General features: G+C 47.3%; 23 protein-coding genes and 2 tRNA genes. 12 read left to right on the plus strand and 13 right to left on the minus strand.

The genetic code is table 11. The annotated features are described in order from the left end of the window. Positions 1 to 43 precede the first annotated feature (43 nt). Together ACW9SV_RS18610 and ACW9SV_RS18615 are read right to left on the minus strand one after the other, a co-directional pair. A complete protein-coding gene (locus tag ACW9SV_RS18610; protein WP_479558272.1) occupies positions 44 to 763 on the minus strand; it encodes a siderophore-interacting protein in 720 nt (239 codons plus the stop codon). A 52-nt stretch (positions 764 to 815) separates the two neighbouring features. Further along, on the minus strand, positions 816 to 1,244 hold the full coding sequence (locus tag ACW9SV_RS18615; protein WP_479558273.1) for a DoxX family protein: 429 nt from the start codon (positions 1,242 to 1,244) through the stop codon (positions 816 to 818). 248 nt (positions 1,245 to 1,492) lie between these two features. Here ACW9SV_RS18615 and ACW9SV_RS18620 point away from each other — a divergent pair, with 248 nt between their 5' ends. Further along, positions 1,493 to 2,071, plus strand: coding sequence for a Crp/Fnr family transcriptional regulator (locus ACW9SV_RS18620; protein WP_479558274.1), 579 nt, complete (start codon positions 1,493 to 1,495; stop codon positions 2,069 to 2,071). An 894-nt stretch (positions 2,072 to 2,965) separates the two neighbouring features. Here the strand turns inward: ACW9SV_RS18620 and ACW9SV_RS18625 are convergent. Further along, positions 2,966 to 3,037: transfer RNA gene (locus ACW9SV_RS18625), tRNA-Glu, on the minus strand. Positions 3,038 to 3,216: 179 nt separating this feature from the next. On the opposite strand from ACW9SV_RS18625, the gene gap reads away from it, so the two are divergent. The 3 genes from gap to ACW9SV_RS18640 all read left to right on the plus strand — a co-directional run bounded on the left by gap (position 3,217) and on the right by ACW9SV_RS18640 (position 5,642). Then, positions 3,217 to 4,212, plus strand: coding sequence for a type I glyceraldehyde-3-phosphate dehydrogenase (gene gap, locus ACW9SV_RS18630; RefSeq protein WP_479558275.1), 996 nt, complete (start codon positions 3,217 to 3,219; stop codon positions 4,210 to 4,212). Between the two features lie 175 nt (positions 4,213 to 4,387). Next, complete coding sequence (locus ACW9SV_RS18635) at positions 4,388 to 5,293, plus strand: diacylglycerol/lipid kinase family protein (RefSeq protein WP_479558276.1); 906 nt, start codon at positions 4,388 to 4,390, stop codon at positions 5,291 to 5,293. 4 nt (positions 5,294 to 5,297) lie between these two features. Next, positions 5,298 to 5,642, plus strand: coding sequence for a translation initiation factor (locus ACW9SV_RS18640; RefSeq protein ID WP_479558277.1), 345 nt, complete (start codon positions 5,298 to 5,300; stop codon positions 5,640 to 5,642). 63 nt (positions 5,643 to 5,705) lie between these two features. On the opposite strand, the gene kdsB is transcribed toward ACW9SV_RS18640, so the two are convergent. Together kdsB and ACW9SV_RS18650 are read right to left on the minus strand one after the other, a co-directional pair. Beyond that, complete coding sequence (gene kdsB / locus ACW9SV_RS18645) at positions 5,706 to 6,452, minus strand: 3-deoxy-manno-octulosonate cytidylyltransferase (protein ID WP_479558278.1); 747 nt, start codon at positions 6,450 to 6,452, stop codon at positions 5,706 to 5,708. A 218-nt stretch (positions 6,453 to 6,670) separates the two neighbouring features. Next, positions 6,671 to 8,530 (minus strand): T9SS type A sorting domain-containing protein, encoded by a 1,860-nt coding sequence (locus ACW9SV_RS18650; RefSeq protein ID WP_479558279.1) that lies wholly within the window; start codon positions 8,528 to 8,530, stop codon positions 6,671 to 6,673. 111 nt (positions 8,531 to 8,641) lie between these two features. Between ACW9SV_RS18650 and ACW9SV_RS18655 the strand changes: the two genes are divergently transcribed. Together ACW9SV_RS18655 and ACW9SV_RS18660 are read left to right on the plus strand one after the other, a co-directional pair. Continuing rightward, a complete protein-coding gene (locus ACW9SV_RS18655) occupies positions 8,642 to 8,866 on the plus strand; it encodes a DUF2905 domain-containing protein (protein WP_479558280.1) in 225 nt (74 codons plus the stop codon). A 79-nt stretch (positions 8,867 to 8,945) separates the two neighbouring features. Next, positions 8,946 to 9,710: a YdcF family protein gene (locus ACW9SV_RS18660; protein WP_479558281.1), complete on the plus strand. Its 765-nt coding sequence runs from the start codon at positions 8,946 to 8,948 to the stop codon at positions 9,708 to 9,710. On the opposite strand, the gene ACW9SV_RS18665 is transcribed toward ACW9SV_RS18660, so the two are convergent. Beyond that, entirely contained in the window at positions 9,701 to 11,080 is a 1,380-nt protein-coding gene (locus ACW9SV_RS18665; protein WP_479558282.1) for an NAD-dependent succinate-semialdehyde dehydrogenase, read from the minus strand. The two genes, ACW9SV_RS18660 and ACW9SV_RS18665, sit on opposite strands and share 10 nt — an antisense overlap. Positions 11,081 to 11,290: 210 nt before the next feature. On the opposite strand from ACW9SV_RS18665, the gene ACW9SV_RS18670 reads away from it, so the two are divergent. From ACW9SV_RS18670 to ACW9SV_RS18690, 5 genes are all read left to right on the plus strand, one after another. After that, on the plus strand, positions 11,291 to 11,836 hold the full coding sequence (locus ACW9SV_RS18670; protein ID WP_479558283.1) for an RNA polymerase sigma factor: 546 nt from the start codon (positions 11,291 to 11,293) through the stop codon (positions 11,834 to 11,836). Between the two features lie 2 nt (positions 11,837 to 11,838). After that, complete coding sequence (locus tag ACW9SV_RS18675; protein ID WP_479558284.1) at positions 11,839 to 12,678, plus strand: anti-sigma factor; 840 nt, start codon at positions 11,839 to 11,841, stop codon at positions 12,676 to 12,678. A gap of 280 nt (positions 12,679 to 12,958) precedes the next feature. Next, entirely contained in the window at positions 12,959 to 13,657 is a 699-nt protein-coding gene (locus tag ACW9SV_RS18680; RefSeq protein ID WP_479558285.1) for a DUF2461 domain-containing protein, read from the plus strand. Between the two features lie 242 nt (positions 13,658 to 13,899). Beyond that, the gene (locus ACW9SV_RS18685) at positions 13,900 to 14,349 is read left to right on the plus strand and encodes a peroxiredoxin (protein WP_479558286.1); all 450 of its coding nucleotides are present in this window, start codon (positions 13,900 to 13,902) and stop codon (positions 14,347 to 14,349) included. 51 nt (positions 14,350 to 14,400) lie between these two features. Further along, positions 14,401 to 15,288 (plus strand): TolB family protein, encoded by an 888-nt coding sequence (locus ACW9SV_RS18690; RefSeq protein WP_479558287.1) that lies wholly within the window; start codon positions 14,401 to 14,403, stop codon positions 15,286 to 15,288. 93 nt (positions 15,289 to 15,381) lie between these two features. Here ACW9SV_RS18690 and ACW9SV_RS18695 read toward each other — a convergent pair whose 3' ends face one another. The 3 genes from ACW9SV_RS18695 to ACW9SV_RS18705 form a co-directional block, all read right to left on the minus strand. Then, positions 15,382 to 16,689 (minus strand): metal-dependent hydrolase family protein, encoded by a 1,308-nt coding sequence (locus ACW9SV_RS18695; protein ID WP_479558288.1) that lies wholly within the window; start codon positions 16,687 to 16,689, stop codon positions 15,382 to 15,384. Continuing rightward, entirely contained in the window at positions 16,682 to 17,608 is a 927-nt protein-coding gene (locus ACW9SV_RS18700) for a PhzF family phenazine biosynthesis protein (RefSeq protein ID WP_479558289.1), read from the minus strand. The genes ACW9SV_RS18695 and ACW9SV_RS18700 overlap by 8 nt, the downstream gene beginning before the upstream one ends. Before the next feature lie 170 nt (positions 17,609 to 17,778). Beyond that, a complete protein-coding gene (locus ACW9SV_RS18705) occupies positions 17,779 to 18,579 on the minus strand; it encodes a DUF1206 domain-containing protein (protein ID WP_479558290.1) in 801 nt (266 codons plus the stop codon). 1,547 nt (positions 18,580 to 20,126) lie between these two features. On the opposite strand from ACW9SV_RS18705, the gene ACW9SV_RS18710 reads away from it, so the two are divergent. Beyond that, positions 20,127 to 20,209 (plus strand) — tRNA-Leu (locus ACW9SV_RS18710). Positions 20,210 to 20,294: 85 nt separating this feature from the next. Here ACW9SV_RS18710 and ACW9SV_RS18715 read toward each other — a convergent pair. From ACW9SV_RS18715 to ACW9SV_RS18730, 4 genes are read right to left on the minus strand one after another with little or no spacing between them, the layout of a single operon-like run. Beyond that, a complete protein-coding gene (locus tag ACW9SV_RS18715; RefSeq protein ID WP_479558291.1) occupies positions 20,295 to 21,854 on the minus strand; it encodes an NFACT RNA binding domain-containing protein in 1,560 nt (519 codons plus the stop codon). A 2-nt stretch (positions 21,855 to 21,856) separates the two neighbouring features. Continuing rightward, positions 21,857 to 22,618, minus strand: coding sequence for an MBL fold metallo-hydrolase (locus ACW9SV_RS18720; RefSeq protein WP_479558292.1), 762 nt, complete (start codon positions 22,616 to 22,618; stop codon positions 21,857 to 21,859). Then, positions 22,615 to 22,893 (minus strand): hypothetical protein, encoded by a 279-nt coding sequence (locus tag ACW9SV_RS18725; protein WP_479558293.1) that lies wholly within the window; start codon positions 22,891 to 22,893, stop codon positions 22,615 to 22,617. Before ACW9SV_RS18725 ends, ACW9SV_RS18720 begins: the two co-directional genes overlap by 4 nt. A 25-nt stretch (positions 22,894 to 22,918) precedes the next feature. After that, positions 22,919 to 23,296 carry a response regulator gene (locus ACW9SV_RS18730; RefSeq protein ID WP_479558294.1) on the minus strand — a complete coding sequence of 126 codons (378 nt, stop codon included), beginning with the start codon at positions 23,294 to 23,296 and terminating at the stop codon, positions 22,919 to 22,921. Position 23,297: the final 1 nt, after the last annotated feature.

A 23,297-nucleotide genomic window follows, 5' to 3' on the forward strand; every position in this document is an offset into this window, starting at 1 on the left:
GAATTTCAATTGTTTGGGTTAATTGTGATTGGCTGAAAAGTCTTTATTCCAACCCTTTTTTCTCAGGGTTCCAGAAAGGCTTTACCTTCAGCTGGGCGCTGGGCCATTGCAGTTCTTTTCTGAAATATTGGGTAAGGGCGACACAGACCCTGCTGTCCCCGGCGATGTAAATCATTTTCTTACCTTCCATTCCTGGGAGCAACTCGTCCACCTGTTGGATAAGGGTAGAAGTAGGATTAAGGGATAACCGGGTAAATGCAAAGGGTTTGGCCCCATCTATATCTGGATACAGATCCTGGATACTGTCATTGTAAATGATGCTTTTGACGGTCTTATCCGCAGGAAGATTTCGCCTTATTTCATATAAGTGCGCCAGTGCAGATAAATCGCCAATCATCAGATAGCTGTCTGCGGTATCGTCCACCAGGAACTTGCCTTTGTGCCAGGCAAAATACAGTTGGTCACCTTCTTTGCATTGGGCTGCCCATTGCGCACCCGGTCCGTTGCTATCCGTTGCAATGGCCAGATCTATGGTACCCTTCGCACGGTCCATGTCCCAGACCGTGTAGCTTCTGATTTTATCTTTGCGGGATAGCTCTTCGTTGTCCAGACCCACTGCAATCCTTAGAAAGTACCCTGGCACAAAGTCCGCTTTCCTGATGCTGTCGCTTTGTATTCTGATATGATAAACGGAAGGGGTTAAGGAAGCTTTGTAAACGATGGTTGCCTTATTTAGCAAACGCTTTACCAGTGCATCTAACATGATTTTTGTACTTGACTTTTGTGAATTGAATTTCCTTACCCTTGCTGATAGGTTAGGCTTTTGGGTGGATAGGGGCTTTCTTAGACCTTCCCCAAGCAATGAAGGCTGCGATCAGGGCAAGGATAACGTTCATCCCGATGGCGGAGAACTCGCCTCTTGAGGCATGGAAGATAGAGGCTAAAACCATCACGGCCACCAGGCCAAGGGCTGCCCACACGGTAAGCTGGGGCTTGATGCGGAGCAGGGCCGGAAGTATCAATCCCAAGCCTCCCAATACCTCACTTACCCCGATGAACCGAACCAGTCCGGCAGGCACCTGACTGGCCCAAGGCAGCATTTGCGAGAGTTGATCTATAGGTTGTGCTACTTTCATAAAGCCTGACATCAGGAACATGCCGGCCAATAGCACTTGGGCGATCCAAAGGGTAATGTTCAATGCTTTGGAAGAACTTCTTGTAGGGGTGATGGTTTGCGTTTCCATAGGGTTAAAATTTTGGGTTTTAGTTTTTTCTTATCTTGTGCTACAAAGTTGGGGAGATTCTGAGGCGTGTGCCTTGATGTATGTTAAGAAATCGGGAGCCTGGCTTTAGATGGGAAATAGGTAGCCTGCTTGAGCAAAGCGTTTCTCCTTTGCAATTGGCCACATAAGCCTAGGGTAATACCTGCCCAAAACATGGAATTCCCGTAGGAGCTTTGGCGAGTAACCCACTATATAAACCTTCCTAAAAAATGGCAGAGGCTTTCTTTGATTATTTGCGTTCTAAGCTGCCCATTAATGAGCAGCAGCTATCCCAGCTTAAGCCCTTCCTGAAAATCCGGCACCTGGAGAAAGGGCAGATGATGCTCCGGATGGGGGAGGTCTGTCTGTACGGGGGCTTTGTGTTGAAGGGGTGTTTGCGAAGTTATGTTATTGACGCCAAGGGCAAGGAACACATCATCCAATTTGCGCCTGAGAACTGGTGGATTGCCGAACAGGTCAGTTTATTTAGAAAAGAGCCAGCTATCTTTTACATAGATGCCATAGAGCCTACTGATTTGGTAACCATTGACACTTCTTTCTTTGAGGAGCTGAACCGGGTTGTCCCTAATATACCACAGTTGCTGAGCAGTCTGCAGGTGAATAGCCTCCGCACCTTTCAAAGGCGGCTAATCAGTCACCTGAGCGAAACCGGCGAGCAGCGCTATGTGGGTTTCATAGAGACCTATCCGTCTCTTTCCCTGCGTCTGCCACTCTGGATGATCGCCTCCTACCTGGGGCTCACTCCCGAATCGCTGAGCCGTATTCGCAAAGAACTGGTTGATAAGTAAAGGCGAACAATTAAAAGTGCTAAGTGGGGAGCGGCTCAGGGAGCCAATGGCATCGGGAGCCGTTCCCACCACTTGCTTACGCAGCCTCGCCTCTTGCCCCACCATGGCCCTGCGAAGGGTTTTCAAGGCCTGGCGAACCCTTGTTTTAAGGGTGCCCAGGGGAATGTTCAGCTTTTCCGCCGCCTCTATGTGGGAGAATTGTTAAGTCCGTTGAAGTTCTTCAAACCAGCTCTACTCCTTAATAAGTTAGGAAAGGCTCTATAGCTTGGAGGATCAGGACCTCGAAACTTCATCTAATTCAATTTGCTCATTTCTTCCGAGATCCATCAAGCCTTGCTCCATTTGGAAGTACAAAATAATGCAGTCTTACATCAGGTAAATAGTACTTACACCCTCACAGTGTAGCTGGCATACCCCCTTCAAGCTGCTGTAAATCTTATAGCCACTTGCCTTACCCTTTGGATTAAAAGCCTCCCCCTCCTTATGACCCTACCAAATGTAACAGCGGGAAAACTGCTTAACTATTCCATAGCTTCCGGGAGGCCCAGAAGTTGATCACTTGCTAATACCACTTTCCTCGTTTGATTGCCTGATCCTACTTTTCCATATGAAGAGACTGTAGCGGGAATAATGTGTCTAGAAGGTGTGACTTCTGTAGGGTATTAAATAGGTCAGAGTTCTCTTTGGAATTGAATCAATGGTAAGATATCCTTTTCAAGTTGACTGACTCTGTGTAAAGGGGAAAGGCGACGTAATGAATTATGCCGCCTTAAATAAGTTTATAAAAGCTAATTAAGCAGAGGAGGAAAGAAGAAGTTGTACGTATATACGTACGCACCAGAAACATAAATGCCAGAAAGACACTGTCTTACTGGCATTTATGTTTTAACTATGTAGTCCGTAGGGGAATCGAACCCCTGTTACCAGAATGAAAATCTGGTGTCCTAACCCCTAGACGAACGGACCATTATTCCGTTTTGATGATGCAAATATAGAGGGCGGTTTTATTTCTGACAAGCATCCTTGTTAAAAAAAATGCGTTTAAACGGTAATTAGCTCAAAATGAGCCGGTAAATTTTTAGTTTGTTTTGCCTGTCGGAACATGTAACTTGCCACCGTTAAACAAGAACAAAACCTTAAGTAAAATGTCTAAGAAAATAAGAGTAGCCATCAATGGCTTTGGCCGTATCGGCCGTCTTACCTTTAGGACTCTGATAGAGCACGAAAATGTAGAAGTGGTAGGGATCAATGACCTGACCGATAATGCCACCCTTGCTCATTTATTAAAATATGATTCAGTTCACGGTCGTTTCAACGGAACCGTTTCTGCTGATGAACAAAGCATTACCGTAAACGGAAACCGCATTGAGGTTTTCGCAGAGCGTGAGCCAAAGAACTTGCCTTGGGGTAAATTAGAGGTTGACGTTGTATTAGAGTCTACCGGACGTTTTGTGGATGAAAAAGGTGCCGGTGGGCACTTAGAGGCTGGTGCCAAGAAAGTAGTAATTTCTGCTCCAGCCAAAGGAAACATCCCTACGGTAGTATTAGGGGTGAACGAAGAAATCTTAACCGGTGAAGAAACAATCGTTTCCAATGCTTCTTGTACCACCAACTGCCTTGCGCCAATGGCCAAGGTGTTGGACGAAGCTTTCGGGATTGAGAAAGGCTACATCACCACCATTCACGCCTACACCGCTGACCAGAACCTGCAGGATGCCCCTCACGCCGATTTGCGTAGAGCCCGTGCCGCTGCGGTTTCCATCATCCCAACCTCAACCGGTGCTGCCAAGGCCGTAGGGTTGGTATTGCCGCACCTGAACGGTAAGTTAGACGGCGTGGCCATGCGCGTTCCTATTCCGGATGGTTCTTTGACTGACTTAACGGTCATCCTGAAAAGAGAAGTAACCAAAGCTGAGATCAACGCTGCCATGCAGAAAGCTGCTCAGAACGAAATGAAAGGCATCCTGGAGTATACTGAGGATCCAATCGTTTCTATTGATATCGTAGGTAACCCGCACTCTTGCATCTTTGATGCCCAGCAGACGGCTGCTAACGGTACTTTGGTAAAAGTAGTAGGCTGGTATGACAACGAGTTTGGTTACTCAAACCGTGCTGCAGATTTGATTTCCCGTATCGGTTAATTCCTGCCAAACCAGAGATATTGAAGTGGTGCTGCCTTCCGGTGGCACCACTTTTTTTGTTTAATTTTGCCAAAATGGCCTAAAAAAAGAACCCGCCTTAAAGGGTGGTTCACCCTTTCATCGTCCACAGACTACTCAGCAAAAGGATGGGCTGTGCTTCAAAGAACCCGATACAATGGAACAAACAACTGCCCCGGAGAAAGCTTGTTTTATCCTTAACCCCAAGTCAGGGGTGAAAAGCAACGTCTCCGTGCCTGATTTGATCTCGGAACACCTGGATACTTCCCGCTGGGTACCCGAAGTTGTGTTCACGGAGTGTGCAGGGCACGCCACCGATCTGGCGAAACAGGCGGCCGCCAACGGAGCCCGGCTAGTAGTGGCAGTAGGAGGGGACGGGACGGTCAACGAAGTGGCCCGGGGACTAAGGAATACATCCACGGCCTTGGGTATTTTGCCAAAGGGTTCAGGAAACGGCTTGGCCCGCCATCTGGGTATCCCTTTGGCTTTGCCTCAGGCGTTGGCTTTATTGAATACGCCTTCCTTTCACCAGATTGATTCCTGCTCTATCAACGGACACCCATTTTTCTGCACGGCGGGTATTGGGTTTGATGGGCTGGTCAGTTCAGTGTTTGCCAAGAGCACCAAACGCGGTTTGAGCAGCTACATTCAATTGGTGATACGGGAGTTCCGGACCTTTAAAGCCAGTGCTGCTACCGTTACCATCAACGGACGGGAGCTCACCTCAGACTTCTTTGTGGTGGCGTTTGCCAATGCCTCCCAGTACGGGAACAACGCTTACATTGCCCCCATGGCCGACATACAGGACGGCCTGATGGATATTTGCCTCATCCGGCACGTGGGCGTGGCGGAAGCCATTCAATTAGGCTACGGCTTAATGACGAAGCAAATTGCCCATTCTGATTTAGCGGAGTTTCATACCTGTTCTACCGTATATGTGCAAAGCGAGGCACCCCAGTATTTCCATGCCGATGGCGAGTATATAGGGCAGGCACAGGAATTTGAAGTTCAGATGTTCCCGAAATCGTTAGAAGTAGTTGCCTCTTTAGGGGCTAAATCATAGAAACATGAGCAAAAACAAAAAGAACCGGGATGGGGTGGTCTTCTCCACCAATCCAGATTTTGAATACGAGTACCAGCAGGAAGAAGAAACCCAAACCCTTCCTCCGCAACAGCAGAACCTGCGGGTACAGCTAGACAAAAAGAGCCGCGGCGGCAAACAGGTTACGTTGGTGACCGGGTTTGTAGGGCAAGATGCCGATCTTCAAACCTTAGGCAAAACCTTGAAGACCAAGTGCGGCGTGGGCGGAAGCGCCAAAGACGGTGAAATCACCATCCAAGGCGATTTTAGAGACAAGGTCCTACAATTATTGATAGAGCAGGGGTACAAAGCCAAAAAATCGGGCGGCTGATTCATGCCACCTCTTGGCGTCACCTTCTCTTTAAAGGAAGGGGGAAGGTGGCACCAGTCGCTCTTACTTTTCCTCCCGGAGATGCAGTAAGGCTTTGTCTACGTCTTCAGGAGTATCAATGCCAATGGTCTCCAACTCAGTAACGGCAGTGATGATGTTGAACCCGTGTTCCAGCCACCGCAGTTGCTCCAGTGATTCTGCTTTTTCAAGGTTGGAAGGCTGCAATTGGGTAAGTTGGGCCAGCACGGTGCTCCGGTAGCCGTAAATACCAATGTGTTTGAAGTACGCCTGCTTGGAGAGCCACTCCTGCTGCTCTGCTCCTCTAAGGTAAGGAATTGGATGGCGGCTGAAATACAGGGCTTGCTGCTGGGCACCTACCACTACTTTAGGGCTGTTCGGGTTCAGAAGTTCTTCCTGTGACACCACTGGTTTGATCAGGGTCGCGATCTGGGCTTCTGCCTGAGAAAAGCAACCCAGCACTTTGTTTATCTGCTCAGGCTGGATAAAAGGCTCATCTCCCTGAATATTGACTACCACATCAAAGGCTTCCTCCAACTGGGTATAGGCATCGTAACACCGATCTGTACCGCTTTGGTGATGGGATGAAGTCATGATGACCTTTCCGCCAAAACCCAGCACATGCTCCCTGATGCGCTCATCATCTGTGGCTACCAACACTTCCTGTAATTCGGCTTTCCGCGCTTGTTCGTACACCCGTTGGATCATGGATTTGCCGTCTAGCATCACTAAAGGTTTGCCGGGGAAACGGGTAGAGGCATAACGAGCAGGGATAATTCCAACAGCTTTCATAGGAGGAGGATTAAAAATTGATAGTTAACTAATACAGGAGTTCAGGTCATCAAGATAGCCCTTCCTTGTTTTAGTTACCAATTTCAATGAGTAAGAAAGACAGATTGGTAAAGCAAATGCCTGTTTTGAAGGTGGAGAAAGTAGCGGCAGTTTTTTGTTTTTGGCTTCGTTTTTCAAAAATCACTACTTAAACAGTTCTTTCAACCAAGCACTTTAAATCAATGCTGGACAACTATTCGTTTTTGAAAGATGATGGTTTTCTGGTTTGTTGTACCAGATAAATGGTACACGCCGTTTGGAAGTGAGGCTGTGTTGAAGCGAAAGGTGCTTTCACCCGCCCTTACTGGCTCAACTAACAAGATGGAAACTGTTTTGCCTTGCAGCGTATGCAGCGAAATGGTGAGTGGAGTCGCTTTTTCTAAGTTAAAGGTAAGTGTCACCTGATGGACGGAGGGGTTGGGATAGACCTTGGCTCTAGAAAGTGGTTCTGGCGTTGGAGTATTCAAAATGGTGGGGTTCACCAATTTGGAAAGGTAAGGCTGTCTGTCTCCTCCTCCCCCTAAACCCGTACTGACTGTAATGCAGCCTTGGACCCAAGCCACCCCAGGCTTGTTGAACTGACGGCAGATTCCCGTGTAGTCTCCTAAAATGGCGGCAAAATCCTCGCCTTCTTTTACCCGCACCGGATCAGAAAATGCTCCCTCAGAATCCACGAAGACAGCGGAAAGACCCGGGAAATCCATTGGAGAGGTGTAGCCATATACTACTAAAGCGGAATGGTCTTCCTCCTTCGTGCCCATGTACACGAGCGTTGGAAAAGCGGCATCTTTTATTTCTGGAAGTAGCTGGGCTTGGACCCTTGGCTGGGCGGAGGAGAGTTCGGTGATTTGCCCGTACAGAATGCCGGCTCGGGGGTTGTTATCAGAGGTGTTGAGGGCATTAAAGACGAATTGGATCTTGTCTTGGTGCTGAAAGGCCTGTAACACCCGAGCATCGTTCCGGTCAATACCAGAAGAGAAGTTCTTTTGCCGCAAATTTGGAGGTAGGGTATAAGGTCCAAGACCGAGGCATTCTTTCAAGGTTAACTCGGGGGAAGGATCGCTTAAAGCAGAGGTAAGCTGCAACAGCCATAATTTAGTAGAATGGCGGGCGGTTATGGCGTCATTGGAAAGAAAATGGAGAGGTAAACTGGCCAGGCCACTGCTGCTTTTAACCGGAGTAAGGTTGAAAAGGGCTTGCCCGTTTTGGGATATGCCATGGTACAAGCGGGCGTCACTCGTAGTCAAGGACTGCCCGGAAACCAGCTTGCGTTTGTTTACTTGCCAAATCACAGATTGTTTAAAACCCGAATTCTGGGAAGAGCCATTGGTGAAGGTGTTGCCGGTGATAAAAAGATCATCTTCGGTGAGGGCCAATGCTGGGAAATCAACCCAGGTGCCATCCTGAAGAGGATTGCCGCTGAGCCGGTAAGAAAACCAGGAGCCTGCCGGGTCAGGAGTGGCTGATATGGCAATATGAATCTGGCTGGCCTCAGCTACGTGCCCGGTCAGGAAGACGATAATAAATCTATCCTGCTTTGGATCATACAAGACGTGCGGGTCAAACCCTATCGCAGCTGGTGCATCGGTAAGGTAAGAAAGCGGTTGCGATCTAAGCAGTTCCCCGGTCTCAGAATGGATAGCCATTCGGCCGTTCATCACGCTTACAATAATCCCTGAGGTGGAAATGGCTAAATCATCATCATTAGGGACTCCGGGAAGATGATGCCCTAAGAAACCCATCTCTACGTGCGGTGGCCTTGCTGTTCCTAAGGTCTTGGTTTCACCATCTTTTCTGGAAAAAGCACCCGAAGCTTGTTGCAGCTGCTGCAAACTGTCTTTCAAAACCTTGAACCTTGCCTGCGAAACGCTGGGTTGTGGCGGCGGAATAGTTTTGGTTTTGAGTGAGACGTTGTAATCTGGGCGAGTAGTGGCAAGACTCACCCTTTGAGGACCCGTAACGGGTACTTGGGAAACTTGGAAATTGAACTGGGCAAGAGCCTTCTGAGCTCCGATAACCCATACTAGTAGCACCAACATGCATAACCGAAAGCGAATTAGGCTACTTTCCGTAAAAGAACAACGCAGGGGGAACACCTTATAATGATTTATTTATCCTCGCCTATATAGAGTCACTAAAGCTAAGAAAAGATGCAGCCAATTGGAAAATTTTTGGTATTAGTTGGTCTTATCATTGTAGGGATAGGGCTGGTGGTTTGGTTGGTAGGCCCCCGCATGGATTGGTTTGGGCGCCTGCCCGGCGATGTGCGGGTGGAAAGGCCCGGCTTCAAGGTGTTCGCTCCGTTCACCACCATGCTCCTGCTTAGCCTGGTGCTGAGTTTGGTGCTTTGGGTGATCAGGCGTTTCTTTGGGTAGTTTTTCAAAGTACCCTTTCCACACAAACTAGTGGCTCCTAATAAGGCCCAACGGGTTTTGTGGCTATTTTCAATCAGACATGTTCTTTCTGCTGTCCAAGCTGCTCCAGTATCTTGCCTCTCCCATCCTTTGGATTGTCGCTCTTTTTCTTTTAGGGCTGTTTTTCAGAAACCAGGCTAAAAAGAAGCTTTTCTTCCGGTTGGCTTTCTTCCTTTTGCTATTCTTTACCAATCCCTTCCTGAGCAATGAGGTGTGGCTGGCCTGGGAGCCCCAGGCGGTGTTGATGAAAGACGTGCCCCAGTATGATGCCGGTATTGTGCTCACAGGCGTGACCGAGGTGAACAAAGCTCCTCATGACCGGGTGCATTATGGAGAGGGAGCCGAGCGGATTCTGGATGCCATCCAACTCTATAAAATGGGCAAGCTAAAGAAAATCATCATCTCAGGAGGCTCCGGGGCCATCAAAGAGGTGGCGAAAACTGAGGCCAGCAACCTGCAGCAAACAGCCCTGTATGCCGGAGTGCCCGCCCAAGACATTCTTTTAGAAGAGCGGAGCCGCAACACCCGCGAGAATGCCCAATTCACCAAAGAGCTCTTGCAAACCCAACCACAACTAGAAAGGTTACTGCTCATTACCTCGGCGTTTCACATGCGCCGCGCGCAAGGCTGTTTTGAAAAAGTGGGCCTGAAACCCGACACGTTCCCTGCCGACTTCCAGACCCACGATCGTAGCTTCCATCTGGATGACCTGCTCATCCCCAATCCAGAGGCGTTGACCCAATGGTCGCAGCTGATCCATGAGTGGGTGGGGTATGTCACCTACAAACTGTTAGGTTACTCCTGAGGAGCGTCTACCCAGATGGTTTTCTGGTTTACAAACTCCCTTATACCCAGATAAGACAACTCACGCCCGTAACCTGATTTTTTTACGCCCCCAAAAGGTAAAGCCGGGTCAGAAGCCACAATGGCGTTTACAAAAACAGCGCCTGCTTCAATCTGCCTGGCTAGTTCCTGCCCCCGTTTGATGTCGCTCGTCCAGATGGAACCACCCAACCCGAAAGGAGAGTCGTTGGCGATCCGGATGGCGTCTTCTGCATCTTCGGCAATGAACACCAAGGCTACCGGGCCAAAGAACTCTTCTTCATAGGCCGGGTTCCCCGGTTTGATATCAGTAAGGATGGCAGGGTGGAAGAGGGCTTTCTCTGGGTCGGGTTGTCCGCCTTCCAGGTACAGCTTAGCTCCGGCGGCGACAGAGCGCTCCACCTGATCGGTGAGTTCCTGGGCCAGGTCTACGCGAGCCAAAGGGCCGTAGTCAATGTCTTCGTCCTCCAGAGGGTTTCCTGTTTTCTTTTTCTGCAGGTTTTTCGCAAAAGCCGCTAAAAACTCCTCGGCAATGGGTTTCTCTATAATGAAGCGTTTAGCGGCAATACAGCTCTGACCCGTGTTGATGAGGCGTGCATTGGCCGCTTTCTTGGCAACTGCTTCCACCTCGGCATCCGCTAGGACCACAAAGGCATCGGAGCCCCCTAGTTCCAACACCGTTTTCTTGATCTCGTTTCCGGCCACCGAGGCCACCTTGGCCCCGGCGCCCTCGCTACCGGTGAGAGTCACCGCTTTCACGCGGTTGTCTTTGATGAGCTGCTCCACCTCCTTGGACCCGATGAGGATGGATTGGAAACACCCTTTGGGGAAGCCTACTTTGTCAAACACCTCCTGAATGGCCAGCGCGCATTGGGGTACGTTGGAGGCGTGCTTGAGTAAGCCCACATTGCCGGCCATGAGCGCCGGGGCGGCAAACCGGAACACCTGCCAGAAGGGGAAGTTCCAGGGCATGACGGCCAGCACCGTTCCTAGCGGTTCGTAAGAGATAAAACTATGAACCGCACTGGTTCTGATGTTTTCGTCCTGTAGAAATACCTCGGCGTGCTGGGCATAGTAGTGACAGACCATGGCGCATTTGTTTATCTCGGCCCTTGACTGGGCCAGGGGCTTACCCATTTCCAGAGAAATAATTTTGGCGTAATAATCTGTGTTGCCGGCCAGTTCATCGCCGGCGCGTTGCATGAGGGTAGAGCGCTGCAGAAAAGAGGTCTTGCGCCAGGCTTGGAACGCGGCGTCTGCCGTTTGCAGGGTTTCTTCTATTTGCTGCGGAGTGGCCGCCTCAAATGTTTTCTCTATTGTGTTGGTATATGGATTGACCGTTTGAATAGGCATGATTTTATTTTTTATGAATGGCAGTAATTAAACATAAGGATGAATAACTTGCCTTCCTGTTATCCGTAAAAATACGTTCTTAACATTTACTGATGATCTGTCTCTTTAAAACATATTCTACCTAACCGTGTTAAAAGAGTTACGTAAAGGAGGGAACTTTCCCCCTTCCTGCTTCAGTCACAACTGCCTATAGGCCTAAAAATTTACTTGTTGGACTCAACATTGAATATTACTTCTGAAGAGGAGTTGGTTGCGCAACTGCGAGCACAAGACCAACGAGCTGTCACTCTTCTATACCGTAACTACTCGGCCGCGCTTTACGGGGTGATCCTTCGCATTGTAAAGCAGGAAGAGGTGGCCGAAGACGTGTTGCAGGAAAGCTTTGTGAAGATCTGGACCGCGTTTCCAACCTACGATGAGCAGAAAGGAAGGCTTTTCACCTGGATGCTAAACATTTCCCGAAATCTGGCTATTGATAAAATCCGCTCAAAGCAATATCGCGTAGGTTCAAAAACGCAACCCATGGAAAACACCGTCACGTCTCACATGGTGAGCAGCGATGGCATTAAACCAGACCACATTGGGTTGCAAGAAATGACAGAGCAATTGAACCCAGATCAGAAAGTAATCATAGATTTGATGTACTTTAACGGTTTCACCCAAAGTGAGGTGGCTGAAGAGCTGAACATTCCGCTTGGAACCGTGAAGACCCGGGCCCGGATGGCCATCAAATTTTTGAGCAAATTAATCAAATAGCGTTGAATACACAGGAGTACATAGATTCAGGAGTACTGGAGCTGTACGCAGCCGGTGGGCTCACTTCCTTAGAAAGTGTGGAGGTGGAGCGCATGGCCGCCCAGCACCCAGAAGTGCACGCCGCCCTGGAGGAATGCCTGCGGACCATGGAAGCCTACGCGCTGACCCATGCCAGAGCCCCTCGCCCTGAATTAGAAGATCAAATCTTACGTCAATTAAAGGCTAGCACCACTGCTTCTGGAACCCAAAGGGCACCGGCGGCAAAGGTGATTCCGCTGAATTCATTTGAGCAGCATCAAGAACCAGGCACCGGAAGTAGCCGCTGGTGGCAGATAGCCGCCGTGGTGCTTTTACTTATCAGTGCCGCTACCAACGTGTACTTGTACAGTAACTTACGCGAAACACGTGAGGAGTTGGTAAGTGCCCAGCAGACCACCCGGCAATATGCCTTACAGGTAAATCAGCTGGAGAACCGGAGCTTGCAGTCTGAGAACATGCTGGGCGTGTTGCGCAACCCCCAAACCGTCATGGTAAAACTGGCTGGCGTTACCCAGCACCCCGAAGCCAAAGCCACTGTGTTCTGGAACCAGGCTACGAAAGAAGTGTACTTTGATGCCGCCAGCCTTCCGGCCGCTCCCACGGGTAAACAATACCAACTTTGGGCCTTGGCCCAAGGGAAACCCATTGATGCCGGGGTAGTCAAGACCACTGACAGTACGCTGCACCGGATGAAATCTATTGAGGAAGCCCAGGCCTTTGCAGTGACCTTGGAGCCTGAAGGCGGTAGCGTGAATCCAACGCTTGAGGAAATGTACGTGATGGGGAATAGCAGTTCCAAGTAACTTCCCCTGTAATTATCATCGTTCCTTTTTTTACCTCAGTTTATAACCCATTCATAGTTTCTTAGGTGTGCAGGGCTTTACACATCATGCGTGTCTAGGCTACGCTTGAGTGCTTTTGCTACTTTTATCTGAAAAGTCTGCAAGAAGGTAACGCTGTTTTCGTTTATCTTTTTAGAAGCTCGGTGGTTTGGCTTGGCAGTTGGTTTGGAAGAAAACCTAGCAGAACTTACTTTGCTACGCACTTGTTCTGGCCAAGGCACCAGCCTTTCTTAAGAGATCCATGAAAAAACACTTAGACCCCTCTACCTTAGATTTTATCCGTGACCTGCGCCTGAACAATCAGCGCGATTGGTTTGAGCAAAACCGAACCCGGTATGAAGCCGCCCGACAGGACTTTATTTCTTTCCTAAAAACCCTTCTGCCAGCCGCCGCTCAGTTTGAGCCCGCTCTGGAAGGACAAGAACCGAAAGACCTCATGTTCCGGATCTACCGCGATGTGCGGTTCTCCAATGACAAACGCCCCTACAAAGACCATATCTGCGCTTACATGGCCGAGGGCGGCCGTAAAACCATCTATCCCGGGTTTTACCTGCACATCAGCCCCAACGATGCCTCTTTCCTGGCCGCCGGTGTTTGGATGCCTCCCGCCCCAGAATTGAAGGCCATTCGACAGGAAATTGATTACAACTATGATGAACTGAAAGGGATAATTAACGCCCCTGCTTTCAAGAAATACTATGCGGGTTTAACCGGTGAAAAACTAAAAACCATCCCAAAAGGATATGACAGTGATAATCCTGCTATTGACTTGCTACGGCACAAGAGCTGGAACACCACCTACATGCTCACCGATGAAGTGGTAACCAGTGAGAAACTATTTGACGAGTGCCTGGCAGCCATGAAAGCCGTGAAGCCACTTAATGATTTCTTCCTTCGCCCCATGAAGGAACTAAAAGAACTGAAAGCCGAAGAAGTATAAGGGTGTTTTAAGCTTTTTTCTCTTAAACCTGCTTTGAAACCCCATAAACGAAAGCGCCTCTCTTAAAAAGGAGAGGCGCTTTCGTTTATGGGGATCTATTATCCGTCATTCAACTGTTTTCCAAACCCAGCGAAAACAAATAAGAGGAACTTGCTAAAACTTAGATTCCATAAAGAAGGAAACTCGCCTGATTCGCTTAATTTGCTTTCCCGCACGTGCGGTCACCCTTAGCTAAATGATTCATGTTAAAAGAAGGAGATAAAGCCCCAGACTTTGAGTTGCCCAACCAAAACGGTGAACTTGTGCGTTTGTCAGATATTCTGGCCAGGAAAAACGTGGTGTTGTACTTCTATCCTAAAGATGACACACCCGGCTGCACCAAAGAAGCCTGCTTTTTCAGGGACCAGTACGAAGACTTCAAAGACCTGGGTGCCGAAGTGGTGGGCGTTAGTTCAGACGATGCCGCTTCGCACGGGAAGTTTGCCCAGAAACACAACCTGCCTTTTATTCTCTTAGCAGACGAAGGGGGACAGGTGCGCAAACAATTCAAGGTGGGAAAGACGTTGGGCTTCATTCCGGGCCGTGCCACCTTTGTCATAGACCGGCAGGGCCAGGTGCGCTATTCTTTTAACTCTATGACCAAGCCACTAGAGCATGTCCAGAACACGCTTCGGGTTTTAAAAAGCTTGTAAGAATTCTGGTGTCTTTAGATGTTAAAATATGTTAAGTAAAGAACTTCGTTTATGGACTTTCTTAAAAGAGGCTTATTAGCCTTTTCCCTTGGAGTAGGCTCTGTGGGAGCAATGGCCCAAAGTGTTCCTGATACTGATATCTTTTTGGTCTCGCTTAAAAATCAGAAGGCAGGGCTGCAGGTAGGCACTCCGGTCAACATCACCCAGCGGCCCGGGTACGACAATCAGCCTAGTTTTACCCCAGACGGAAAGTCCATTTTGTTTACTTCCCAACAAGACGGGCAGCAGACTGATATTTACCAGTATTCTCTTGCGTCCAGGAAGACAAACCAACTTACCCAAACGCCTGAAGCAGAGTATTCTCCCTTGGTGATGCCTGGTGGAAAGTCGTTTTCGGTGGTAAGAGGGAAAGAGCAGCATCTTTGGCAATTCCCGTTATCCCCTGGTACAGGACAGCCTGCCTTGCTTTTGCAGATGCCCCAATTGATTGGTTATCATGTGTGGTATAGCCAAGATACACTTCTTGTAGCCGCTTTTCCCGATCAACCTCCTATGGGTTTGTACCTGGCGATGCCTTCTACCGGTACGACCACTAAACAGGAAGAAACAGTAGGGAGAAGCCTGCACAAAGTGTCAAACCTATCTGTGGTTTCATACTTGGTTCCGGTCTCTGACTCTGTCGCCGAGATAAAGCAGTGGAGCCTGAAAACAGGAGAAAGGGAAACGCTCATTCAAGCCTTGCCGGGAAGCCAGGATTTCGCGTGGTTGCCAGACGGACGGCTGCTCATGGCTCAAGGTGCTAAACTGTTTGTGTATCGCCCCGGCGCAGATCGTCGTTGGCAAGAGGCTGCAGATCTAAGTAAACACGGCGTTAAGAATATCACTAGGTTGGCGGTAAGTCCAAAAGGCAATTACCTCTCGTTTGTTTCCAATCAGTAGAAGTCCCTTCTTCCTTTAAACCAAGAATCCGCTTTAAAGCTGTTTGTAGAAAAACAGGCCTAAAGCGGATTCTTAGTTTTAGAGAAATTAGAGTTACGGCTGGCGGTAGATCTGACCGCCTTTCATGACCAGTTGTACCTTCCGGATGGCGGAGTAATCCTGGGTAGGGTCACCGGTTACCGAAATCAAGTCAGCCAGGAGGCCGGCTTTTACCATGCCCAAACGGTTGTCTAGGTGAAAGCGCTTGGCATTGCCAGAAGTGGAAGCCCGGAGCACCTCCAGGAGGGGCATGCCGTATTCAACCATCATCTCCATCTCGCGGGCATTATCACCGTGCGGGAAAACGCCTACGTCTCCACCCATGACCATAGGTACCTTAGCGGCTAAGGCAGCTTTGAAGTTGGCTCGCTTCTGCATGATGCGGGCTGGCTCAGGGTCTTGTCCTTTGCGCCAGCCATTGTACTGGAGAATGGCATCTCCGGCGGCCAGGGTAGGGCAGAGGGCCACGTCTTTTTTGGCCATCAACCTAAACACATCAGAAGTGGCTCCGTCGCCGTGTTCAATGGTTTCTACTCCAGCTTCGGCGGCACGGCGCATTCCTTCTGGCGTGCTGGCATGGGCCACGACTGGGCGCCCGCTGCTTGCGGCAATTTCAACAATCAGCTTCAGTTCGGCTAAGGTAAAAGTAGGCATGGCTTCCCCGTTTGGTCCCCAGCGGTAATCGGCGTACACTTTCACCAGGTCGGCGCCTTTGCCAATCTGGTCCCGCACCACCCGGGTGATGTTGTCAATGCCATCTGCTGCCTCGGCACCTTGAGGCACCTCAAACGCCGGATCAAAACCTTTAGGACCGTAGCTGCCCGTTGCGATCATGGCTTTTCCGGCCACCAACATACGTGGTCCCGGGATGATGCCTTGGTCAATGGCTTGTTTCAGCCCTACATCGGCGTACTCTGCGCCTTCCGAGCCCAAGTCCCTAACCGTGGTAAAGCCAGCAAAAAGGGTGTTGCGGGCGTGCACCGTGGCCCGGGCAACTCTCAGAGCATCGGCCTCTTTCAGCACCTGATCGTTCCAAGAGGTTTCATTGTAAGGATGCAAAAGCAAGTGGGAATGCCCCTCAATAAATCCCGGCAGCAAAGTCTGCCCCGGCAACTTTATAACCCGAGCGTTCTGGGGCACGGTAACTGATTTTGCCGGACCGGCAGATTGAATTCGCTCGCCCTGGACTACTACCACCCAATCTTTCTGTACGTCACGGCCATCAAACACCTGGGCAGGTTTCAGCACGAATACAGAATCAGCTTTGGGCTTGTTTTGGGCAAAGCTGGTAGAAAACGTCACCAGTACTAGTAAAGCTGCGAAAGCCCCTGAGATAAACTTCTGCTTTGCTTTGTTACACATACCATTCTCCTTTCGCGACAAGTTGCACCTGGCCACCTACCCGTAGGTCGTACTGGTCTTCACCTGTTTGTATGCCCTGCAATTTGATGGTGGCATTCCGTTTTATCTCGTAGCCTTGCTCCACCAGTAGGTCCAGTTGTGTGGTAGAGTAATACCTGTGTTTTAGAAGATAGCCTAAAAGGCAACCATTGGCGCTACCAGTAGCGGCATCTTCTATGACTTGGCCATTCTCTAAAGCCAGCATGCGGGCGTTTAGCTGATGGTCTGGGGAGTAGGTCTCGGGGCAGAAGAAGTAAAGGGCCACCGAAAGCCCGTCAAGGCGCTGAGACTTATAAAGGTTGTTTTTCTGCAAAAAGGAGAGAAGCTTATCGGGCTGAACCTTTAGTTTCTGCATATCGGCTAACCGCTGCAAGGGTATTATTAAGAAGGGCAAGCCCGTTGAAACTTCCTGCACCGGAAAAGTCGGATGAAGCACATCTAAAGAAACCCCAAGTAGATCTGAAATATCCTCCTTGGGCAAAGGGCTGCCAAAGCTAGGGTTAATTTGCCGCATCATCAGGAAGTCAGGCATGGTGTCTTGGTAAGAGATTGAGACGGGAATCTGTCCCACCTTGACGTGCAGGCTTAGTTCTGGAACCTGTTCCTGAAGCAAGAACTGCTGAATGACATAAGTGGTGCCCAAGGTGGGATGACCAGCGAAAGGAACTTCGTATTCAACAGTGAAAATCCTGGTAGGAAACCCGGATTCACCCGCTGTCTCTGATAAGATAAAGGAAGATTCTGCGAAGCCAATTTCCTGGGCTATCTGTTGCATTTGTTGGGTAGTCAGATCCTGGGCTTGCAGAAATACTGCCAATTGGTTGCCCTTATACCGAGCATTGGCGAATACATCTACAATGTAGTAAGGTATTTTTTGCATGGCCGGAAGTTAGCAAGTATCTGGCAGAAGAAATAGAATCTGTATTTTGACTCTCGGGAAGCCAAGTTTGAACAGTCTTTTCTGAAAACAGCCTCCAAACAGAACCGGTGCCTGCTACTCCCTTTCAGGAATTGAAGGCACCGGTTCTGGAAGTTTGAGAAATTTTTTGTTTACCTAATAGAAAAGTTGCTGTATTTGGCTTGCACAAACATGAAAATTCCGTAGCCAATTAAACCTAAAGCAACGATAGCCAAAAGCATATTTCCGAAAGGGGAGGTCTGAAGAAAAGAGAAGGCATTGGTGGTACCCCCAGCCTCTGAAGGTTGTTGATGCCAGGCCGCCCTCGCAAACAAAAAGCCAATAATACTGAAGACAACTCCTCTCGCTGAAAAACCAGCTTGACCTGCTTTTTTCAAGACATTATATCTGTCCCTAGGCATACCGGTTACATCCTTTAAAAAGGAGGCGGTTGCCCCTTTATATAATTGGCTGATCCCTTTTATAATAACAATTAACCCAATCGCTATCGCCAGGTATTTGCCAAAAGGTTTGTCCAATAAGCCAGATACTAAGTTTTGCTCTCGGTTTCCACCACCTGTATTTCCTGATCCACCAGTCATCATTTTGAAGGCGATAAAAGCTAAAGAACCATATAATAAACCGCTTATTGCGTATCCTATACGAGTAACCATTCCTTTTGCATCAGAACCCTTGTGCTCCGTGTCATTGTAGGCCTGAACGATCCTCCAGACACAATAGCCTAATAAACCAATGGCTAATAGGCCCAGTAGGAAACCGCCTCCCGGAAAGTTCTTAACTTGAAGCAATGCATCTGTATTAGAAGCTTTTTTGCCTCCAATTCCAAAGGCAGTCATGGCTGTTAAAGCACCCACCAGGATGTACACCATGCCTTTGGCAACATAGCCGGCTTTTGCCAATGACTTAATCCAGTGTTTCCTTTGTTGGTTCATAAGTTTAGACGTTTAGTATATCGTTCTGTTAGTTGATATCGGTTGATAATTGTTTTGACTATGTATGGTTTTGTTGTTAGAATTCGTTTTACTTCACTTCTATTAAGAATGTTTAAGTATTAAATTTAAGTATCTATTTGAGCTATTTATTTTAAATTAAAAATAAATTGAATCAGAAGAGTCATTCGTTAATTTTCTTCTTTTACGTTTTGATAAAGATTTTAGCAAAAGTTGTTTCAAACTGTTGGTTTTCCTGGTTAAGGTACTTGAACTGAAGTTTGACTTGCTTAGTTTAAGATGAACTATGTTTTGAAGTGATACGCTATAAGTGTCTGGCTATGATAAAGGTAAGATGAGTTAGCTTTTATTATGGTTTAAGTTGTGCCTGATCAGCTAAACTACTGTTCTAAGATGATCACCTTAAAACAGTTTAGGATAGAAAACCATAAACTCAGAGTAGGGGAACCTCTGAATCTTCCAGATATTTATTTTACGTAAGGGAAACCCGATTGTTTGTTCTGGGTTAGATACTTCTGGTAATCTAGTTAGTTATTGCTTAGTAAGCGCTTTGCTTAGTAAATTTTTTGATAAGCCAGTTTCTATTTTGAATGTATTAAATAGCATTCATGTAGAATTGCTTTTTTTATATAATTAAGGTGTTTAAGTTTAATAAATAACTATATAGTCTTAAAAGATTGATTTACTAATCAAGATTAAGATTTTTTGGTTTTGTGGTTTCAAGCCTTGAACATCTAACTGTTATAAATATGGTTAATCGTTGGATCTATGGTCTAAGGTTTTTAGATAAAAGTTGATTTTAATATATTTGAAGGAATAGCCATAATGGTATAAAGTTGCTAATTGAAAAATTTGTGTCTTATGTTGATTAAAGTTTAAATATATTTTAGTTTGTAGTTTAGTTATTATATTTAAATTAAATAATTAGAATGGTGCTTTGTTTTGTGGTAATTAACTAATTAATTTACAAGTTTTGAGTAGTGTTTTATTTTCTATTTTATTAATATGATAGTAAGTTTAATTTTGTTGATAGATGAAGTTTATAATCTTTAATTATTAGTTTAATTTATTGAGATTTAAATAACAATTTATTCTCAATTGGTTGAGTAATGGTATTGAGTTGTTGTGCTTATAAAATTCAAGCAAATGTTTTTTTATTAGTTATATAATGGTGAGTAGTAATGTATTCATTGATTGTGTATACTTTATGTTAATTAATGGTTTATTTTATATCTAAATAAGACTTTGTATTTGGCTTAATTAATATTTATTACAAATACATAGTTTGTTTGTTAGGTATTTTTTTGGTTTGAGTTTACTAATAAAAAGTTTAATTAATGGTTTAAAATCTACTTTGAACAATTTGTAAGCTAATGAGAGATTCTTTGTCATTACCGGTGACACATAGAAAATTTAGGAAGCCTTACCTAACTAGAGGTGGTTAAAAGTTTTTGAAAACCACTTGCAGGAAAAAGAAGGAAACAATACATTTGTACCACCAAATAAGGAAACGACCTTGTTTGTGCTTTGCGCACGTGGTGAAACTGGTAGACACGCCATCTTGAGGGGGTGGTGCCCTACGGGTGTGGGAGTTCGAATCTCCCCGCGCGCACTGAAAAAAGAAGAGCCCATTGGAAAACCAATGGGCTCTTCTTTTTTAACCTGGTTTTTGAAAATAAGGGCAGAAGGACGAAACCTTAATTCTGCTTGAAAGGGTTCTCCGGCTTTACAAGGAGCACCTTTTCCCGCTCTACCACTACTGACCCGGGAGTGGCACCTTTTGGCTTCCGTACGTACTTTTTTGGGGTGTAGAGAACCGGGCACAGGCTGTCGTTTTTTCTTTTGGAGTAATAAGCAGCCAATTGGGCAGCTGTTTCTATAACGGGCATAGGAAAGGTTTTTCCTGATTGGAACTTAACCACCACATGGGAGCCCGGCACATCTTTGGCATGGAGCCAGAGGTCATCCTTGTGGGTGTGCTTTAAAGTGAGTTTGTCGTTCGCTTTTGCGTTTCTACCCACCCATATCTTGAAGCCCATTATCTCAAACGAATAATAGGGAAGGTCTACCTGTGAAACTGTTTGTGCTGGGGTATATTGTTTTAGAAATTGGCGCAATTGCTGGGCATCCCCTAGGCTTTCCAGCTCCTGCAATTGGCGAGTAAGGCGCTCTACTTCCTCTTCTTTGCGGGCTGCCCGCTCTTCTAGTAACCTTAATTCAATTTTCTGGTTCTTTGCTTTTTTGTAAAGGCGTTCGGCGGTTTTCTGAGGGGTTTCTGTGGCATGGAGCTTTACTGCCCTGTGGGTGTCATGATAAAAGTCGTATAATTCTACTTCCTTGCTACCCGCAGGTATGTTAGTCAGGTTCGCCATAATTACATCGGCGGTTTGGGCATAGGGAGTCCCGTGGTGCCACTTTTCAAGCTGCTCCTGTATCTGCCACCATATTTTCTGTGCGCCGTCTAATTGCTTGCTAATTTGTTTGTGGGTAGCGGCATAGTTCTTCTGGAAGTACTCCTGGGACCGATATTGAGGAACAAAGGCGTTTAGAGCCGCAATTGGATCAGAAAAGGTCTCCTGAACATCTCCAATGGGCAACAGCGATAACCGGAAAAGCTTCTTGTGGGTAAGCAGGTAGTATGCGGAGGGGTTCTCCAGAAGTGCAAGCATTTCCTGTACTAACTTCCATTGCTCCTCAGGGCCTTTATCCAAAAAGCCTTTTTCCTGAAGGTAAAGCCAGGGAACATCGCCCAAGGTGGGCAGCATCTTTTTCAGGTTCTGAGGGGCTTGTAGAAACGTTTCTTTCTCTAACCTCCACTGTTGGTCCATCTGACGGTAATCTAATTCAAAGTCCTTGGAAAGCTTTTTATGGAAAAGCTCCAACGCCTGATCCTCCACAAAAAGCACCACGTTAGATCGGTTCCCGAACAACTTAAACAGTAATACCCGTTGGTTGGTGAACCTGATGTAAAAGCTTCGTTCCTGTTGGTGTGCCCGTACCTCCAGAACTTCTTCGCCAAGCAGGTCAGGAAAAAGATCAACCGAGTTCTGCCGGGCCCGGTTGAAGGTCTGGGGAAATTGAAGGCTGGAGAAGGTGGAGGTTTGGATTGCTTTGATGTAAAACTCCTGCTCCCCCTTGTACAAGGCTAGCATAAGCTCATCTTTCTCCTGGCTGAAGGCGGCTTGCAAAGTATAGCCACACAGCTCAGCGTCCAGCTTTTGAGCTAGTTTCCGTAAAAAGAAGTAATTCTGGTGCACGGTTATAAGGTAAGGGCCAGTCCGTCATAGGCCAGCTTTGCAAAAGGAGGTAATTCCTTTTCCACCACTCGGTGTAAGCCCAACAAATGGCTGATATGAGTAAGATACGCTTGCTCTGGTTCCAGTTCCTCCAATACCGCCAAGGCTTCTGAAAGGGAGTAGTGGGAAATGTGTGGCTCTTTCCGGAGCGCGTTCAACACCACAATCTTAGAACCCCTGATTTTCTCTTTTTCGGCATCAGAGATGTAGTTAGCGTCTGTGATGTACGTGAAATCACCTATCCTGAAGCCAAACACCGGCAAGCGGTGGTGCAGCACATTAATAGGGGTGATAGTGATGCCATGAACGTGGAAAGGCTCATTATGGATGGGGTTTAATTCAACCCTGGGCACCCCGGGATAGGTTTTGTTTGTGAAGATGTAGCTAAACTCCTGCTGCAGTTGGTTTAGTACCCGTTGGTCTGCATACAGCGGCATGTCTATGTGCTGCATGAAGTTGAAGGCCCTGATGTCGTCCAGCCCGGCGGTGTGGTCTTTGTGTTCGTGGGTGAAAAGCACGGCATCCAACCGTTTCACCCGCTCACGCAGCATCTGTTGCCTAAAATCGGGGCCGGCGTCAATGATCAAGGATTTCCCTTGTACCTCTACCAGAATAGAGACACGCAGGCGCTTGTCTCTGTAATCTAAGGAACGGCAAACCTCGCATTCGCACCCGATGACGGGAACGCCTTGTGAGGTACCAGATCCTAAGAAGGTTATTTTCACGCAGAGGTTATGGTTTGTTGTTTGATGGCCAGGTACAATTCCTGGCTTTCAGGGCGAAGGCTCTCCGGGCTTAGGTCCACAGCCCGGAGAATCTCCACAAGGCAATTGATTTTCCCTTCCAAAGGGAAATATTTATTAACTACCGCTACTTTGGTATCCTTCAAAATGCAAAAGCCAGATTTGAAAGTACCCTTCTCATACCGCAGCATGTACTCAGACTCTGCAAATATATCTTCTAACCGGTTTAAAAAAGGCCGGGTATACTTCAGCTGCATACGTTAAACTAAAGGTGAACGCGTTTTAGTGCACGTATTCTTTCACTGTTTGCACTAACATGTCAAAATCCAAAGGCTTTGGCAAGTACGCATTAATACCCGCTTCTTTGAATTGTTCTAATGTATAGTTGTTCGCGTTTCCGGTTACGGCAATAATCGGAATTTTAGAGATCTGTGGATCTTCGTTGGCGCGAATCTCCTTAGTGCATTCCATCCCGTTTTTTACCGGAATGTTTAAATCCATCAGGATAGCGTCAATTTTCTGGTCTTGCACCTTCTTCAGAACTTCCCCGCCGTTTTTGGCCGACACTACTGTGTAGTTCTGTAGTTCTAAGATTTTCTTGGTAAGATTCAGAATTACAGAGCTATCCTCTGCAATCAAAATAGTTTTAGACTCGGCCATG

This window comes from Rufibacter sp. JT20002 (assembly GCF_056491185.1).

What these genes read in the sequence shown, in the direction of transcription:
- ACW9SV_RS18620 (WP_479558274.1), top strand. Translation starts at nt 1,493, where the DNA reads ATGGCAGAGGCTTTCTTTGATTATTTGCGTTCTAAGCTGCCCATTAAT.
- ACW9SV_RS18690 (WP_479558287.1), top strand. Translation starts at nt 14,401, where the DNA reads ATGGACTTTCTTAAAAGAGGCTTATTAGCCTTTTCCCTTGGAGTAGGC.
- ACW9SV_RS18640 (WP_479558277.1), top strand. Translation starts at nt 5,298, where the DNA reads ATGAGCAAAAACAAAAAGAACCGGGATGGGGTGGTCTTCTCCACCAAT.
- ACW9SV_RS18615 (WP_479558273.1), bottom strand. Translation starts at nt 1,244, where the DNA reads ATGGAAACGCAAACCATCACCCCTACAAGAAGTTCTTCCAAAGCATTG.
- ACW9SV_RS18700 (WP_479558289.1), bottom strand. Translation starts at nt 17,608, where the DNA reads ATGCAAAAAATACCTTACTACATTGTAGATGTATTCGCCAATGCTCGG.
- ACW9SV_RS18725 (WP_479558293.1), bottom strand. Translation starts at nt 22,893, where the DNA reads ATGCAGCTGAAGTATACCCGGCCTTTTTTAAACCGGTTAGAAGATATA.
- kdsB (WP_479558278.1), bottom strand. Translation starts at nt 6,452, where the DNA reads ATGAAAGCTGTTGGAATTATCCCTGCTCGTTATGCCTCTACCCGTTTC.
- ACW9SV_RS18665 (WP_479558282.1), bottom strand. Translation starts at nt 11,080, where the DNA reads ATGCCTATTCAAACGGTCAATCCATATACCAACACAATAGAGAAAACA.
- ACW9SV_RS18705 (WP_479558290.1), bottom strand. Translation starts at nt 18,579, where the DNA reads ATGAACCAACAAAGGAAACACTGGATTAAGTCATTGGCAAAAGCCGGC.
- ACW9SV_RS18650 (WP_479558279.1), bottom strand. Translation starts at nt 8,530, where the DNA reads ATGTTGGTGCTACTAGTATGGGTTATCGGAGCTCAGAAGGCTCTTGCC.
- ACW9SV_RS18610 (WP_479558272.1), bottom strand. Translation starts at nt 763, where the DNA reads ATGTTAGATGCACTGGTAAAGCGTTTGCTAAATAAGGCAACCATCGTT.
- gap (WP_479558275.1), top strand. Translation starts at nt 3,217, where the DNA reads ATGTCTAAGAAAATAAGAGTAGCCATCAATGGCTTTGGCCGTATCGGC.
- ACW9SV_RS18655 (WP_479558280.1), top strand. Translation starts at nt 8,642, where the DNA reads ATGCAGCCAATTGGAAAATTTTTGGTATTAGTTGGTCTTATCATTGTA.
- ACW9SV_RS18635 (WP_479558276.1), top strand. Translation starts at nt 4,388, where the DNA reads ATGGAACAAACAACTGCCCCGGAGAAAGCTTGTTTTATCCTTAACCCC.
- ACW9SV_RS18680 (WP_479558285.1), top strand. Translation starts at nt 12,959, where the DNA reads ATGAAAAAACACTTAGACCCCTCTACCTTAGATTTTATCCGTGACCTG.
- ACW9SV_RS18660 (WP_479558281.1), top strand. Translation starts at nt 8,946, where the DNA reads ATGTTCTTTCTGCTGTCCAAGCTGCTCCAGTATCTTGCCTCTCCCATC.
- ACW9SV_RS18685 (WP_479558286.1), top strand. Translation starts at nt 13,900, where the DNA reads ATGTTAAAAGAAGGAGATAAAGCCCCAGACTTTGAGTTGCCCAACCAA.
- ACW9SV_RS18730 (WP_479558294.1), bottom strand. Translation starts at nt 23,296, where the DNA reads ATGGCCGAGTCTAAAACTATTTTGATTGCAGAGGATAGCTCTGTAATT.
- ACW9SV_RS18695 (WP_479558288.1), bottom strand. Translation starts at nt 16,689, where the DNA reads ATGTGTAACAAAGCAAAGCAGAAGTTTATCTCAGGGGCTTTCGCAGCT.